This window comes from Cohnella suwonensis (genome assembly GCF_042655365.1).
Classification (GTDB): domain Bacteria; phylum Bacillota; class Bacilli; order Paenibacillales; family Paenibacillaceae; genus Cohnella; species Cohnella suwonensis.
In genome coordinates this window covers 39,648-54,513 of record NZ_JBHSMH010000001.1, presented here as the reverse complement: position 1 = coordinate 54,513, position 14,866 = coordinate 39,648, and the positions used below count along the sequence as shown (strand labels likewise).

The window sequence follows — 14,866 nt, the reverse complement described above, 5'->3', positions numbered from 1 at the left end:
GGAGTTTTGTTTGTTGCGGGCGTTTATTCGGCGATGGCGGATGCCGATGGAGTACCCGCCGCGCTTGCGGACGCCGCGGGGCGCCCTGCCGGGCTCAGTTCGTCCGAAAGCGCGCGGCGGACTTCCTCTAGCCGGTCTTGATCCAAGATCACGTAAGGGCTTTTCCATTCGCCCGTCAGCGGGAGAAAACGAATGTCCGAGCTGTTGATGCCGAAGTAAGTCTTGATGATATTCTCGATCTGAGCGGCCGGAATATCGGTTCTCAAGTTGTCCCCGACGGCGTCCAGCACTTTGCCTACCTTCGTTACGCTGCTAAACGATTTCATCCGGTCCGCGATCGCGCCGAGAACTTGGCTTTGGCGTTCGTTACGTTCGAAATCGCTCGATTCCGCGGTTCCGCGGTTCGACTTGCGGTATCGAACGAATCCGAGCGCCTGTTCGCCGTTCAGAGTCTTCTCGCCCTTCGTCAAGTCGATATTCGTACCGTCCGCCGTATCGACGTAACGCATGTCCTTATCGACCGTGACATTGACTCCGTTCAGCGCGTCGACGACGTCGACGAAGCCTTGGAAGTCGATAACCGCCGTATAGTCGATCGGAATGCCGGCGAATTCGGAAAGCATTTTGCGCGTCTGGTCGCGCGCGTAGGCCGGAATCGCTTCGCCCTCGTAATCCTTGCTCTTGCGCGCTTGCGAATAGAACGCCGCGTAATATCCGTTGGCTTTGTGCCGCTTGTAATCGTCCAGGTTCAAGTCGCTGTCGCGCGGAATGGACATAACGGTCGCCGTCTTCGTAATCGGGTTGAACGCCGCGACCATCAGTACGTCCGTGTTCATGCTCCCCGTCTCCGGACGATTGTCCAGGCCGAGAATCGCTATCGCGATCGGCTTTTCCTGGGCCCGTTGTTCCTTCGTCAGCGGAGCGCTGGCACTTTTGCCGTCCTCGCGTTTCGCGATTTTGGCCAAATTCGGTTTGTACGATCCGAAATACAAATAAGCGACGTAACCGGCCAAGGCGACGATAATCGCGACGATGACGACGGCGATCAACCTTCCCCATCGAATCTTTTTGCCCGGCTTCTTCGGCATGGACGCTTTGGGCGTCCCCGAGGGCCGGCTCTTCGCGCGGGAAGGCAATGGCGTATCGTGACTCAATGCGTTTCCTCCTCGTCGTCTCCGCCCTTTTCCTCGGGTTCGTCCCGATCCCCGAACATGTCGCGCCTCAATTGTCCGACGGCTTCCCGATCGAACCACACGGTACGGGAAGTGCCGTCCCGCTTCGCGTACGCGACATGGACTTTGCCCGAGTCGACCGATTCGATGCCGAATTCGGTCAATTCGTGGTCTTCCGACAAAATCTGCGCGAAAAAGCGGGCGGTTTCCTTAGCCGCCTCGTCTTCGGGGAAAACATCCAGTACCCATTTCATTTGCAGCCAATAAAACAACGCGTCCATTAATGACACGGCCGTTTCCCCTCTCCCAAGGAAAAGTCGCCCCCGCTGCCGCTCCGAGCAAGCCGCCGGTTCGCTTATTGCGGATCGACGGGCTTATGGAGCGACGTCTCGGCTTTCTTCAGCCGATAATTTTTGCGTTTGTCGTACATTTGACGTATGCGCAAGAGCGCCATCATCGCGACGGCGACGGCCATGCATTGGATGATCGGAAGCTTGTCGAGCTGCAACAAGAGCAGCACCAGGCAGCCGATCGCCAGCACGACGTGCACCGCGATTTCTTTGACCAAGGGCAACTTGCCCGTCCGGAAGACGGTATTGAAAATATAGACCGTGCAGACGACGATCAACAAGTAAGCGATGACCGCATGATCGTGAAACCATTCCTGCATGGTAAAGTCCCTCCTCGCGGTTAGACTCCGGATTCCGCCATGCGACGTTGCTTCTCGTATCTGTCGCGTTCGCTTTTGTTAAGCACTTTTTTGCGAAGGCGAATGCTCTTCGGCGTAATTTCGCACAGCTCGTCGTCGTTCAAATATTCGAGCGCTTCTTCGAGCGACATGAGACGCGGCGACTTCAGCTTGACCGTTTCCTCTTTGTTCGCCGTACGGATGTTGTTCAGCGCTTTTTCTTTGCAGATGTTGACGATTATGTCGGTATCGCGCGTGTGCTCGCCGACGATCATGCCTTCGTATACGTCAAGGCCAGGCTCCAAGAACAAAATGCCGCGATCTTCGACGGACATCATGCCGTACATCGTCGTTTTGCCCGTTTCGCTCGCGATCAGCACGCCTTGGTGACGACCGCCGACTTGGCCGCCGACCATCGGACCGTAGCTGTCGAACGCGTGGTTCATGACGCCGTAACCGCGGGTCAGCGTAAGGAAGTTCGTGCGGTAACCAATCAAGCCGCGAGCCGGAATGAGGAATTCCAAGCGGACTTGGCCCGTACCGTTGTTGATCATGTTCACCATTTCCGCTTTACGCGTGCCGAGGCTTTCCATGACCGCGCCCATGCTTTCTTCCGGCACGTCGATCAGCAAGCGTTCGATCGGCTCGCTTTTGACGCCGTCGATCACTTTAAGAATGACTTCCGGCTTGGACACTTGGATCTCGAAGCCTTCGCGGCGCATATTCTCGATCAGGATGCCGAGATGCAATTCTCCGCGTCCGCTGACGATGAACATGTCCGGGCTTTCGGTTTCGTCGACTTTCAAGCTGACGTCAGTCTCGATTTCCTTGAATAGACGCTCGCGAAGCTTGCGGGAAGTGACCCATTTGCCTTCGCGTCCGACGAACGGGCTGTTGTTGACGAGGAACGTCATTTGCAGCGTCGGCTCGTCGATGGCGAGAACCGGCAACGCTTCCGGATTCGCCGGATCCGCGATCGTTTCCCCGATATTGATTTCTTTAAGACCCGCGATCGCGACGATATCGCCCGCGGCCGCTTCTTCGACTTCGACCCGCTTCAGCCCTTGGAAGCCGAACAGCTTCTCGATGCGGGCTTGCTTCACTTGGCCTTCGCGGTTGATGACCGCAACGGATTGGCCTTGGGCGATGCGTCCGCGGTTCACGCGGCCGATCGCGATGCGGCCCATGTATTCGTTGTAATCGAGCAACGTCACGAGGAATTGAAGCGGAGCTTCCGTGTCTTCTTTAGGAGAAGGCACTTGGTCGAGAATCATCTCGTACAGCGGCTCCATCGTTTGTTGGAGGTCTTCCGGCGTGTTGCCGGCGATGCCGTTCAAACCGGACGCGTACACGACCGGGAATTCCAACTGGTCGTCGGAAGCTTCGAGCTCGATGAACAGCTCGAGCACTTCGTCCACCACTTCGGCCGGACGGGCCGCGGGACGATCGATTTTGTTCAGGACGACGACCGGCGTTAAGCCTTGTTGAAGCGCTTTGCGCAAAACGAATTTCGTTTGCGGCATGCAGCCTTCGAACGCGTCGACGACGAGAAGAACGCCGTCGACCATCTTCATGATCCGTTCCACTTCTCCGCCGAAGTCGGCGTGTCCGGGCGTATCCACGATGTTGATCAAATGATCCTTGTATTGAACGGCCGTGTTTTTCGCCAGGATCGTAATGCCGCGTTCTCTTTCTAAATCGTTGGAATCCATCGCGCGGTCTTGCAGTTGCTCGTTCTCCCGGAAAGTGCCGGATTGGCGAAGCAATTGGTCGACGAGCGTCGTCTTTCCATGGTCAACGTGGGCGATGATGGCGATATTGCGAATTTTGTCTCTCGGAAACATAGTTCCACTCCTTATTTATCTCTCGTTCCCCGCGTTGGCGATCTGCGAAACGCCGATACCGTTAGGGTACTCTAAATCCACAAAACAAAACGCCGACACGAGGCCGACGTTGATTAACAAGACCTGGTACGAAATCCGTTACGGAGAACCATAGAGCCCGCACGATCTTCATCCCTTCTATTATACGTGACTTGCGCCGAAAAGCCAACCCTTTCATCTCCAGCTTCTTGGGCGGCGAATAAAGATCCACGCTCCGATGCCGATGAGGGCGGCCGCGATCAAGTAGATGCCCCATGTCCACAGCAGGATGATCGCGAACAACGCGATCGATACCGAAGCCAGTCCGACGGCCGCGGTCCACACTTGGCGCGAACGACCGTAGCCGAATACGTGATATTCGTACAAGCCGACGGCGATCGCGAACGGAAACAGCGGCCATAAAACCTTCATTAGGCCCCAGCCGAACCAATTGCCGATGAGCAGCAAGATCGAAACGACAGTCAATGTGCCCGCCGGAATCAGCGTGACCGAAGGAACCATCCGGCCGAAGTAGAGAACGTGAAGCAATACGCCGGGGATCAGAATGAACAACGGCCAGAATACCGAGCCGATAAAAGCGAAAACGCCCAACTTGCCTAACAAAATGATCAATCCCACAGCCGCGACGCCAATCCCGACTGCGGCGGATTGTCTGTTCACGATAGTTCCCCCGCTTCATCCAACTCTGAACGCCTTGATTCCTTTGTCGGAACTTGACGCCTTTTTCATTAGTTTAATGGAATCGGAGAGAAAAAACTAGTTCGGCGGAGCAAAATTTTGCCTGCGCGAAGGACGAGCCGCGTCCCCCCGATTCATCCCGCACTGCTCCTTTTGCGTAACAATAGCGCCGCGATCATGAGAGCGGCTACGGCTGTAAGCGGGAACAGCTTTTCCGCCTCCGGCGCCAGGCGTTCGCTGAACGCTTTCAATCCCGGATCGCCGAGCAGCATTTCGGAAGCCGTATAGCCGAGCAGCCCTCCGCCAAGGTAAAGCATACCCGGAAACCGGTCGAGCAACCGGATGATGAACGAGCTGCCCCAAATGATGATCGGAATGCTCATGACGATCCCGATGATCAGCAAGATCGTATCTCCTTTCGCCACGGCGGCGACGGCAAGCACGTTGTCGAGACTCATCACGAAGTCCGCGACGACGATCGTCCACACCGCCCCGGCAAGCGTCGATGCCGCTTTCGTCGAAGCCGAATGCTCCTGTTTATCCAACAGCAATTGAAGCGCGATCGCGTACAACAGCAACGATCCCGCGGTTTGCAAGAAAGGAATTTTGAGCAGCGCGATCGCGCCGAGCGTCAGCAAGCATCGGAGCGCGATCGCCGCGACCGCTCCCCACCATACCGCTTTCCTTCTTTGATTCGGCGGCAGTCTTCTTCCCGCCATCGCGATGACGATAGCGTTATCGCCGCTGAGCAGCAAGTTGATCATGACGATTTCCATAAATACGAGCAACGTTTCCACCGCGTTCATTCGCATCCCCCCTCCTACCAGATTTATGTACAAGCAGGAACGGATATGTGAACGCATTTTTTTGAATCCTAATGACAGTTCGGACGTATTACTCCGTGAGTCGCTAACGAATCGCAATAAATGGGGGGGACTCTCATGGAAGTGTTCGGCTGGGATGTTCTGAGCTTGGAATTCTGGTCGCTGCTATTGACCATCGTGTTTATCGATTTGCTGCTCGCGGGCGATAATGCCATCGTTATCGGATTGGCCGCCAGGAACTTACCGAAGGAAATGCAGAAGAAAGCGGTCATGTGGGGAACGGTCGGGGCGGTCGTCATTCGCATCGTCGCAACGATGCTCGTCGTGACTCTGCTGAAGATTCCATTCCTATTGGCGGTAGGAGGCGTGCTTCTCCTATGGATCGCATATAAGTTGCTCGTACAAGAAGAACCCCATGGAGAAGTCAATGCGGGGTCGACGCTGTGGGGCGCAGTGCGCACGATCATCATCGCCGACGCGGCGATGGGTCTCGACAACGTCATTGCCGTGGCGGGAGCGGCGCACGGAGATTATTTCCTCGTCGTGCTCGGATTGGTCATCAGCATTCCGATCGTCGTTTGGGGCAGCACTTTGTTTATTAAGCTGATCGAGAAATTCCCGATCATCATTTACTTGGGTTCCGGCGTGCTCGCCTATACGGCGGCCAAAATGATTACTCAAGCGGAGGAATTCGAAAGCTTCTTCAAGGACAATGAGGCTCTCTCCTGGACGTTCATCTCCGCCATGGTCGTACTCGTCATCGTCGCGGGCGTCTGGACGAACGCCGTCAAAGCGAAGCGCTTGAAAAACGAACGAGAACGGCAGTCGACGCCGAAGAAGCTCGTCGTCAACAAAAGCCGCGAAACGCACTGAAGTGCGTCTCGCGGCTTTTGTTCGTTCGCTTTCGCTTAGAACCAATCGTCTTCCGGCGCCGTCTTCGCCTCGGATTTGCGTTCCTCGTCTTCCGCCGATTCCCTCAAATCCATGATTTCCGTGCCAGCGATCGCCTCTTCGATCAAGCGTGAATACGGTTCGCCCAATTCGGCTTCGATCTTCTCCACCTGCTTCACGCTCGGATTGGTCGCCGGGGATTTCGGCACGAACAGCGTGCAGCAATCCTCGAACGGCAATATCGACGTCTCGTACGTCCCGATCCGCTTCGCCAGGCCGATAATGTCCATCTTGTCCGTCATGACGAGCGGGCGCAGGAGCGGCAGCGACGCCGCCCGTCCGATGGCGTTCATGCTTCCGAGCGTTTGGCTGGCCACTTGCCCGAGGCTATCCCCGGTTACGATCGCGAGCGCGCCGTTCTGTTCCGCCAGCCGCTCGGTGATTTTCAACATCGCGCGTCGCATCAGGGTAATAATCAGGCTATCGTTGCCCGATTGCGCGATCGCCGTCTGCACCTCGGTGAACGGCACGAGATGAAGGCGGAATTTGCCGCCGTAATAAGCAAGCCTTCTAGCGAGGGTGATGACCTTTTCCTTGGCCTGCTCGCTAGTAAACGGATAGCTATGGAAATGGACCGCTTCGATCCTCAACCCTTGCTTCATCGCCATCCAGCCGGCAACGGGGCTGTCGATTCCCCCGGACAGCAGGAGCATGCCTTTTCCGTTCATGCCGAGCGGAAATCCGCCGGCCCCCTTCACGTTCTCGCAATAGACGTAAGCGGCTTCGTGCTGAATATCGATTTTCAGCTCCACTTCCGGCTGGCGAACGTCGACCTTCAATCCGGGCGTATTGCGGAGAATATGCGCGCCGACGAGATGGTTCATCTCGATCGAATCGTGGGGATACTGCTTCCAGCCGCGATGAACGCTCACCTTGAACGTCTCCGGCGCGTTGTCGAGCCGACGGATTAATTGCAAAGAATGCTCGCGGATTTGCTCGAGTCCATGCTCCGAGCGGATGACGGGACTGAACGAAGCGATGCCGTAGATGTCTTTCAGCCTATCGGCCGCTTTCTCGTAGCTTGCGCCGTTCAAGTGAATGTAGACCCGCGCGTAGCTTCTCACGTATTCGAGCGAAGGCAGCGACTTGAGCGCCACTTTGATCTGATCGAGCAACATCGTCTCGAACCGGTTCCGGTTGCGCCCTTTGATCGTGATTTCCCCGAAGCGGACGATTATCAATTCGTAATTCATCCCGGCCGACTCCTTTTCTCCAGCGCCTTCAATTGCGAGATCGCCTGTTTTAATCTTTCCCCGAGCTCGTCCAGGTCGTTTGCCTCATGCTCGTCGCCGAAGCTGATTCGTATACCCCCGGATGCCCTGTCGGCGTCATGCCCCATGGCCAGCAATACCCGGCTCGGCTTCAAGCTTTTGGAAGAACAGGCCGACTGGGTCGACAAGAGAATACCGTTCTCTTCCATCATGTGGATCAGCACTTCGGGCCTCATGCCCGGATAACTGATGTTGACGACGTGCGGCGCGGTGTCGTTCTCCCGATCCGGATCGACGCCGATCCCGTTCCATAATAGCTCGGGAATCCCTTCCACGATGTCGCGCAGCTTCCGCCTAAGACCGAACATGCGGAGGCGTCTATCGTCGAGGCTTTCCAGCGACAGCCGAAGCGCTTGGGACATCGCGACGACGGCGGGAACGTTAGTCGTGCCCGCTCTCAAGCCGTGCTCGTGCGAGCCTCCTCCGAACAGCGGCGCCAGCTCGACTCCCTCCTTGACGAGAAGGAAGCCCGTGCCTTTCGGCCCGCCGAACTTATGAGCGGAGCCCGAATACAAGTGTACGCCGGATTCGGCGAATGAAAACGGCACTTTGCCGATCGCCTGCACGCCGTCGACGTGGAATTTGACGTGGGGATGTTCGGCGAGCGCGCGGGCGATCTCGCCGATCGGCTGAACCCCTCCCGTCTCGTTATTCACGTGCATGACGCTGACGAGAACGGTGTTTTTGCGAATCGCCTTGACGACTTCCGCGACGTCGACCCGGCCTTCTCGATCCACGGGCACGATCGTTAATTGGACGCCTTGCGCCTCAAGCTGGCGGGCGCATTCGAATACCGACGCGTGTTCGATGGCGGATACGACGATATGTTTGGTCGCTCTCGCCGATATGCCGACGAGTCCCTTCAAGGCCAAGTTATTGCTTTCCGTTCCGCCGGACGTGAAGACGACCTCCTGCGGCATCGCTCCCATCCGTTCGGCGACGCTCGCCCTTGCCCGCTCCGCGAGCTTCGATGCCTCGATGCCCGATCGATGCAACGAAGACGCGTTCGAGTAATGGAGCTTCATCAACTCGGTCATCGTATCGACGACTTTAGGCCACATCGGCGCAGAGGCGCTGTGATCGAAATAATAGGTTTTCATTTCCGCTTCCCTTCCCCATATAAAGAAAAGGATCATACGCGAGCAGGCCGAAGCCACCCGTTATGATCCCGTTAGTCCGCTTTCCGAAGAACGGCGAGCGACGGTCGTTTCTCGTCAGACGCCCGCTCCCCATTGACTCGCGGCATCCAGTACTTTGCGAATATAACGTTGCGTCTCGTCGGGCAACTTGTCCATATGGGATGCGATGTCCGCATCGTTCGCGATGCCGAGGCGGTCGACGCGTCCGGGCCCCGCATTATACGCGGCGAGCGCCGTCTGGACGTTGCCTTCGTATTTGCGAAGCAAATACGACAGAAATCTCGTTCCCCCGTCGATATTCTGCGCGGGATCGAACGAATCCGATACGCCGAGCCCGCGAGCCGTGTCGTCCATCAGCTGCATTAGCCCTTTCGCTCCCGCCGAGGATACGGCATCGCTCCTGAATGAAGATTCCGATTGAATGACGCCTTTGATCAGCGCGGGATCCACGCCGTATTTCGCGCCTGCTGCCGAAATGAGGCCGTCGTATGCCGAGGTTGAACCGCTGTCTCCGGCTAGCACTCCGCTCCATGACACGTTCGGCAAGCCGATCGTGGATAACGCTTGAGCCGCTCCGTCCGTTCCCGCCTGGAACGACGAAGAATCGAGCGTCAATTGATTCAATAACATTTGAAAAAGGCCGGCCGTATCGTTATTCTGACCGTCTACGGACTTGGAACTAAGCGGGTTTAATTCCGTCGTCCACTGCGTAAGAAGCATTTGCTTGAGTATTCGCGGATCCGTCGTTACGTTCACGTCGTTTAGCTCCCGGTCGTCATAATGGAATATTTCCATTGTACAACAACCGGCCAAACCCGGCTAGTCCCGACAGCATTCGCGCGATTCGTCCTTAGGACCTATCTTCCCGGTCGCCGCCTTTCGGAGTAAACGTCAAGCAACAAGTGACGGACGACGAATTCGCGGAGTCTTTGTGGGCCTCGAATTCCGAAGCGAACTCTTCGTTCCATTGGTTGCTCGCGTGCGCGTCGATCTCGATGGCGATCTCTCTCGCCCCGCAACGGTTGCCTTGGTTCCAATACGAACAATTGCTAACGCTGCATGCTACGCCATTCGGCATAAAATCACCCCCCTGTCCTAGTGTGCGCCCCTTCGGAGAGGGTATGCGGACAGGGGGGTGGAGGTTGCAGGCAGCTTTGTTATTTGGATTGGCTATGCATGCGGCGCTGCGTTAAGTAGTCGCTCTCGTAGTAAGAAAGATCGTCGCGCAACTCCTCGTACACGCGGGAGATGCCGAGAATGACGTCGCGGGCGGCGCGTACCGGCTTCACGCGGAAGCGGATCGCGTCTTGACCCGTATAGGCGTAGCGGCCGTCTTCGGAATAGCATTCGTTCTTCGGATAGAAGAACGAATTGACGCCGTTATGGTATACGTCGTACAAAGCGCGCTCGGCAAGTTCGACGTCGAGGTTCGGACGTCTGAGCACCGCTCCCAGTTTCTCGTAGGCCACTTCGGAAAAAACGAGCAAGTGGCGAAGGTCGGACAGCAGTCCGGCGTAGAAGCTGACGCTCTCGGCATTGTCCTCTTGGGCGAGCTGCTCCAGCGAGTGGTAGTTCAGAAACCGTTCGATTGGTTCGATCGCCGTTTTAAGTTTATCTCGGCTGGACTCGGCAAGCGCCTTGATATTGTTAGCTTGCATAATTGTTCCCCTTTCCGTAGCGCGGAAGCTTATCCATGGGTTGAATTTGGTTGTAAAGCGAAATAGTCCCGCTGTTCGAACGCAGAACCTTCACTATCGTATCATAAAACAAGCCGGAAAGGTACTGGCAAGGGTAAATAGCACCGTATATTTTTCCCCCGCCCCCTTCATTCTAATGAAATGAACCGCCTTCGGACGAAGGCATAAGGAGTGATCCGCCCTGCGCCGTAACACGTTGATCGGCACGTTGTTCGCCGTCGCCGCCGTATTGTTCGCCATTCCCTTTGTTCCGAGAATGATGCCCGGTCGCCCGGCACCCGACGCTTCGCCCTCGCCGGTTCGCGAATACCGGCAAGCCGGCCATGATGCCGGCCGCGAAACCCGCTTCAAGCAGCAGCTCGTCGCGCAAGACATGAAGGCGACCGAAAGGTTATCGCGCAAGCAAGTGGAAAGAGATGCCGAACGCTTCCTGGGAGGCGGAGGCAAGCCCGGCTCCGTCGAATCGCTCTTGACGACCCATCCGGAAATCGAATACGTCGAATGGAATTTCGGGAACAAAACGGATAAGGCGTCGGACAAAACCGTCGACGCCGGACTGATGAAAGCGGCCGAGCCTCATTTGGCGGAAGCGCGGCAGCTGGCCGGGCGTCAAGCTACCGCCGTCGGTCCGAACGCCGCCTCTTCCGGATATTCTTCCCCGTTGTTCCAGTACGGCGGCAAAAGTTACTTCGCGTTATCCCGCAAGGCGAAGAACGGGCATTCGCTCGTCGCGCTAGTCTCCTCAAACGTCATTCAATCGGTCGAGCGCCATCAACGGCGCAACCTTCGCATCGTTCCTTACCCGGCCGAAGGAAGGTACCGGATCGAGTCCGTCACGCCGGGCACGAACAAAGACACTACGGTGCGCAAGGGCGAAGACAACGGCAACGCGAGCCACTACGCCGTGGACGAAATCGTCGTTAAATTCCGCAAGCTTCCGACGGAACGGCAATTGCTTCAGCTCCGCAAGGAGCTGGACCTGACGGTCGTCCGCCATACGGGCAGAACGTTCGTGTTTCGTTCGAAGAAACACGAGACAAAAGCCCTTAAAGCCTATTTCAAGGAAAAATGGAATCCCGAATACGCCGAGCCTCACTATATGTATTTAACGAACGGAGAAACGCCGGCGGCCGAAGGAGGAACCGAATTCGTTCCCAACGACACTTTCTATTCCGAGTATCAATGGAACTTACCCGAGATCGCGACGGTAAACGGCTGGAACGTGACCAAAGGCAGCAAGGACGTCGTTGTCGCCGTGCTCGACACGGGCGTGCAGTCGGACCACCCGGACTTGAAGGAACGGATCGTGGAAGGCGTCAATATCGTCGATCCTTCCGCTCCGCCGGAAGACGACGTCGGTCACGGCACGCACGTCGCCGGCATCATCGCCGCCGAAATCAACAATAATGAAGGCGTAGCCGGGATGACATGGTATACGAAAATCATGCCGGTCAAAGTACTCGACAGCACGGGGGCGGGCTCGACTTATTCCGTCGCGGAAGGCATTCTGTGGGCGACCGATCACGGCGCCCAAGTCATCAACATGAGCTTGGGCAACTATGCCGAAGCCGAATTTTTGCACGACGCGCTGAAATACGCTTACGAACGCGGCGTCGTCATCGTTGCCGCGAGCGGCAACGACAATACCGACCGTCCCGGTTATCCGGCCGCTTACGCCGAAGTGATCGGCGTGTCCGCCACGGACGCCGACGAGACGCGCGCCGAATATTCCAATTACGGCGACTATATCGACGTAGCGGCGCCCGGCACGTCCATCCCGAGCACGTATCCGGGAAGCCAATACGCCGCCTTGTCCGGTACGTCGATGGCATCGCCGCACGTCGCGGCGCTCGCTTCGCTCGTCAAGTCCGCCAAGCCGAGCCTGACGAACGCGCAGATCGCGGAATTGCTTCGCCGCACCGCCAAAGATCTCGGCACGAAAGGCAAAGACAACGACTTCGGCTACGGCCAGATCGACGTTAGATCGGCGCTGCAAGCCGCGGTCGGTACGAGCGTATCGCTGCAGCTTTATCCGAAGCAGGTCCGCAAGGAACTGCAGAAACTACAGACGGCGACCGCACCTTGACGGGAGCAAAAATCGGAACGCAAAAAAATCGCTTCCCTTCGTTATCGCGCGAGCGATAGCCGAGAGGGAAGCGATTTGTCGTTTGCGGCTCATTTGTGTTAACCGGGAAGCTTGCCGTAAGCCGGGTTCTGTACTTCCGGTGGTCGTAACGGGCTTGCGCCCTCCCACGTATGGAAGCGACAATCATCTTTCTAGGCCCAACATTGCTGCTGGGCTCAAGCGACCAACCCGAACGCACCCCGGGCAAGGGCTGGCATCGCTGCCCACGTTCTCCTAGGTCTTGCTCCAAATGGGGTTTACCAGGGACAAAGTCGCCAGTGCCCCTCGTGGTCTCTTACACCACGGTTCCACCCTTGCCTGATCTGCCGAAGCAGCCATCGGCGGTCCATTTCTGTGGCCCTATCCTTCGACTCGCGCCGACTGGACGTTATCCAGCATTCTGCCCTGCGGAGCCCGGACTTTCCTCTCGCGGCGCGAAGCCGCCAGCGATTGTCTGTCAAACTTCCGGTTAGCAACGAGTAGTATAACCCGGATCCGTCGTTCTTGCAAACGGAATCCAATGGTTATGTTGGTTATCTCAGGCGAAACGGTTCCGTGTCGACCGCCGAAGCGACGACCTCCGTCTTGTAACCTTGGCGCGCCAATTGCTCCGTTAACCACTCCGCCACGTTCGGCTTCATGATTTTCTCGGCGTGATGGCCCGGATCGACAATCGTCATTCCTGCCGCGAGCGCATCCTGAGCCGTATGGAAGTCGATGTCTCCCGTGACGAGCACGTCCGCTCCCGCGAAAGTCGCATGGCGCATGTATTTGGCTCCCGATCCTCCGAGCACCGCGACTTTGCGGATTTTTTTCGCCCCGTCCCCGACGATGCGCACGAACGGAACGTCGAATGCCTTCTTGACCCGATCCGCGAATTCATCGAGCGTCTCCGGCTCGGACAGCTTGCCGACGCGGCCCAAACCGAACGAACGCCCCTTCAGATCCATCGCGTACAAGTCGTAGGTGACCTCATCGTACGGATGCGCCTTCAGCATGGCGGCGATCGCCTTCTTCCTGACGCTTAGCGGCACGATCGTCTCGAGCCGGATCTCTTTCGTCTCGGTCAACGAACCTTGCTTGCCGATGAACGGGTCGCTTCCTTCCCGCGGCAGGAACGTGCCAGTCCCTTCGATGTTGAAGCTGCAATGGCTATAATTGCCGGTCCATCCCGCCCCGGCGTTGAACAGCGCCGTCTTGACGGCTTCATGGTGGGACTCGGGCACGAAGACGACCAACTTATATAGTTGGTCCGTGTGCACTTCCTCCAGCACGTCCCGCCCGTTTAACTCGAGAGCATCCGCCATCCAATCGTTGATGCCGCCGTCGGCAGAATCCAGATTCGTATGGGAAATGTAGACGGCGATGTCGTTCTTGATCAAGTTCGCGGTCAAAGCACCGGACGGCGTATCTGTTCTCAGATGGGCGAGCGGACGGAAAATGACGGCATGATGGGCGATAATCAGCTCCGCGCCCAGCGACTTCGCTTCTTCGACGACCGCCTGCGTCACGTCCAGCGTGACGAGCACCTTGCGGATCTCCCTCGCGACCGAACCGACTTGAAGTCCGATCTTGTCGTCCGGCACCGCGTAGTGCTTCGGAGCGAGACGCTCCATCAGTTGGATGATATTTTCTCCTCGCGCAAACAAGAGAGCACCTCCCGGATTTCCCGCACGTCCTCTTCCCATTCCCGCGCCTTCTCGGCCGCTTCGGGAGCGGTCGCGTGCTTTAACTGCAAAATCACTCTTTCCCGCTTCAAGATTTCCTGTTCCCACTTCTTGAAAAACGCGGGCGAAGCTTCTTGAAGCAATAACGGCCCCATATCGTAGAGCAACGAATCGGATATCCGTTCGTTGCCGGAAGCCTTCTTGCCGGCGTCGTATAGACGTCCGTTGGCCAAGGCGGCGGCTTCCGCGTCCTCTGCCTTCGTCGCGCGAAGGAGCGTGTAGATCACGCCATCTTCTTCGAGCAATTGCTCCCGGTCCAACACGAAGCCTTGCTTCACGAGCCAACGCCTGACCGCCTCTTCCGCCACGTGCGGGGACAACACGAGCGTCTTGGCCGCGCCCAGCTTGTCTTTGCCTTGTTCCAGAATGCGGGCCATCAAGCTGCCGCCCATGCCGGCGATCGTCACCGCATCCACTTCGTCCGGTTTAAGCACCGCGAGTCCGTCGCCTTTGCGTACGGAGACGATATCGCTAAGTCCCGCGTCCGCCACTTGCTTTCTTGCCGCTTCGACGGGACCGTCGTGAATATCCCCGGCGACCGCGTATACGATCGTGCCGTTCGTGGCCAGGTAGACCGGCAGAAGCGCATGGTCCGTTCCGATATCGGCGAACCGAGCGCCCTGCGGCACCCATTCGGCCAGCGCCGTCAGCCTGCGCGAAAGCTTCGGCGGTTCTTTGCGTTCCGCCGCGTTCGTTTCATTCTCGTTCATC

General features: G+C 57.3%; 15 protein-coding genes and 1 other RNA gene. 2 read left to right on the top strand and 14 right to left on the bottom strand.

Annotated features, from left to right (window positions below):
• Positions 1-23: 23 nt before the first annotated feature.
• The 6 genes from ACFPPD_RS00270 to ACFPPD_RS00245 form a co-directional block, all read right to left on the bottom strand.
• Entirely contained in the window at positions 24-1,154 is a 1,131-nt protein-coding gene (locus tag ACFPPD_RS00270; protein ID WP_209747527.1) for an LCP family protein, read from the bottom strand.
• Positions 1,151-1,462, bottom strand: a complete 312-nt coding sequence (locus ACFPPD_RS00265) for a hypothetical protein (protein WP_209747524.1) — start codon at positions 1,460-1,462, stop codon at positions 1,151-1,153. The genes ACFPPD_RS00270 and ACFPPD_RS00265 overlap by 4 nt, the downstream gene beginning before the upstream one ends.
• 65 nt (positions 1,463-1,527) lie before the next feature.
• Positions 1,528-1,842, bottom strand: coding sequence for a YlaH-like family protein (locus ACFPPD_RS00260; RefSeq protein WP_209747521.1), 315 nt, complete (start codon positions 1,840-1,842; stop codon positions 1,528-1,530).
• A 20-nt stretch (positions 1,843-1,862) separates the two neighbouring features.
• Positions 1,863-3,704 (bottom strand): translational GTPase TypA, encoded by a 1,842-nt coding sequence (gene typA / locus ACFPPD_RS00255; RefSeq protein ID WP_209747519.1) that lies wholly within the window; start codon positions 3,702-3,704, stop codon positions 1,863-1,865.
• A 213-nt stretch (positions 3,705-3,917) separates the two neighbouring features.
• A complete protein-coding gene (locus ACFPPD_RS00250) occupies positions 3,918-4,403 on the bottom strand; it encodes a hypothetical protein (RefSeq protein ID WP_209747517.1) in 486 nt (161 codons plus the stop codon).
• 152 nt (positions 4,404-4,555) lie between these two features.
• A complete protein-coding gene (locus ACFPPD_RS00245) occupies positions 4,556-5,227 on the bottom strand; it encodes a TerC family protein (RefSeq protein WP_209747515.1) in 672 nt (223 codons plus the stop codon).
• 135 nt (positions 5,228-5,362) lie between these two features.
• Between ACFPPD_RS00245 and ACFPPD_RS00240 the strand changes: the two genes are divergently transcribed.
• The gene (locus tag ACFPPD_RS00240; RefSeq protein ID WP_209747513.1) at positions 5,363-6,118 is read left to right on the top strand and encodes a TerC family protein; all 756 of its coding nucleotides are present in this window, start codon (positions 5,363-5,365) and stop codon (positions 6,116-6,118) included.
• 35 nt (positions 6,119-6,153) lie between these two features.
• Here the strand turns inward: ACFPPD_RS00240 and thiI are convergent, their stop codons facing one another.
• The 5 genes from thiI to ACFPPD_RS00215 form a co-directional block, all read right to left on the bottom strand.
• Positions 6,154-7,389, bottom strand: coding sequence for a tRNA uracil 4-sulfurtransferase ThiI (gene thiI, locus ACFPPD_RS00235; RefSeq protein ID WP_209747511.1), 1,236 nt, complete (start codon positions 7,387-7,389; stop codon positions 6,154-6,156).
• A complete protein-coding gene (locus tag ACFPPD_RS00230) occupies positions 7,386-8,567 on the bottom strand; it encodes a cysteine desulfurase family protein (protein ID WP_209747509.1) in 1,182 nt (393 codons plus the stop codon). The genes thiI and ACFPPD_RS00230 overlap by 4 nt, the downstream gene beginning before the upstream one ends.
• Positions 8,568-8,681: 114 nt before the next feature.
• On the bottom strand, positions 8,682-9,362 hold the full coding sequence (locus tag ACFPPD_RS00225; RefSeq protein WP_378080964.1) for a lytic transglycosylase domain-containing protein: 681 nt from the start codon (positions 9,360-9,362) through the stop codon (positions 8,682-8,684).
• A 94-nt stretch (positions 9,363-9,456) separates the two neighbouring features.
• Complete coding sequence (locus ACFPPD_RS00220; protein ID WP_209747507.1) at positions 9,457-9,684, bottom strand: DUF1540 domain-containing protein; 228 nt, start codon at positions 9,682-9,684, stop codon at positions 9,457-9,459.
• Positions 9,685-9,763: 79 nt separating this feature from the next.
• Complete coding sequence (locus ACFPPD_RS00215) at positions 9,764-10,264, bottom strand: YpuI family protein (protein ID WP_209747505.1); 501 nt, start codon at positions 10,262-10,264, stop codon at positions 9,764-9,766.
• A 235-nt stretch (positions 10,265-10,499) separates the two neighbouring features.
• On the opposite strand from ACFPPD_RS00215, the gene ACFPPD_RS00210 reads away from it, so the two are divergent.
• Positions 10,500-12,389 (top strand): S8 family peptidase, encoded by a 1,890-nt coding sequence (locus ACFPPD_RS00210; protein WP_378080962.1) that lies wholly within the window; start codon positions 10,500-10,502, stop codon positions 12,387-12,389.
• A gap of 102 nt (positions 12,390-12,491) precedes the next feature.
• Here ACFPPD_RS00210 and rnpB read toward each other — a convergent pair.
• The 3 genes from rnpB to ACFPPD_RS00195 form a co-directional block, all read right to left on the bottom strand.
• Positions 12,492-12,894: RNase P RNA component class A (gene rnpB, locus ACFPPD_RS00205), an RNA gene on the bottom strand.
• Positions 12,895-12,961: 67 nt separating this feature from the next.
• Positions 12,962-14,077 carry a Nif3-like dinuclear metal center hexameric protein gene (locus tag ACFPPD_RS00200; RefSeq protein WP_209747503.1) on the bottom strand — a complete coding sequence of 372 codons (1,116 nt, stop codon included), beginning with the start codon at positions 14,075-14,077 and terminating at the stop codon, positions 12,962-12,964.
• Entirely contained in the window at positions 14,044-14,865 is an 822-nt protein-coding gene (locus ACFPPD_RS00195; RefSeq protein WP_209747500.1) for a tRNA (adenine(22)-N(1))-methyltransferase, read from the bottom strand. The genes ACFPPD_RS00200 and ACFPPD_RS00195 overlap by 34 nt, the downstream gene beginning before the upstream one ends.
• Position 14,866: the final 1 nt, after the last annotated feature.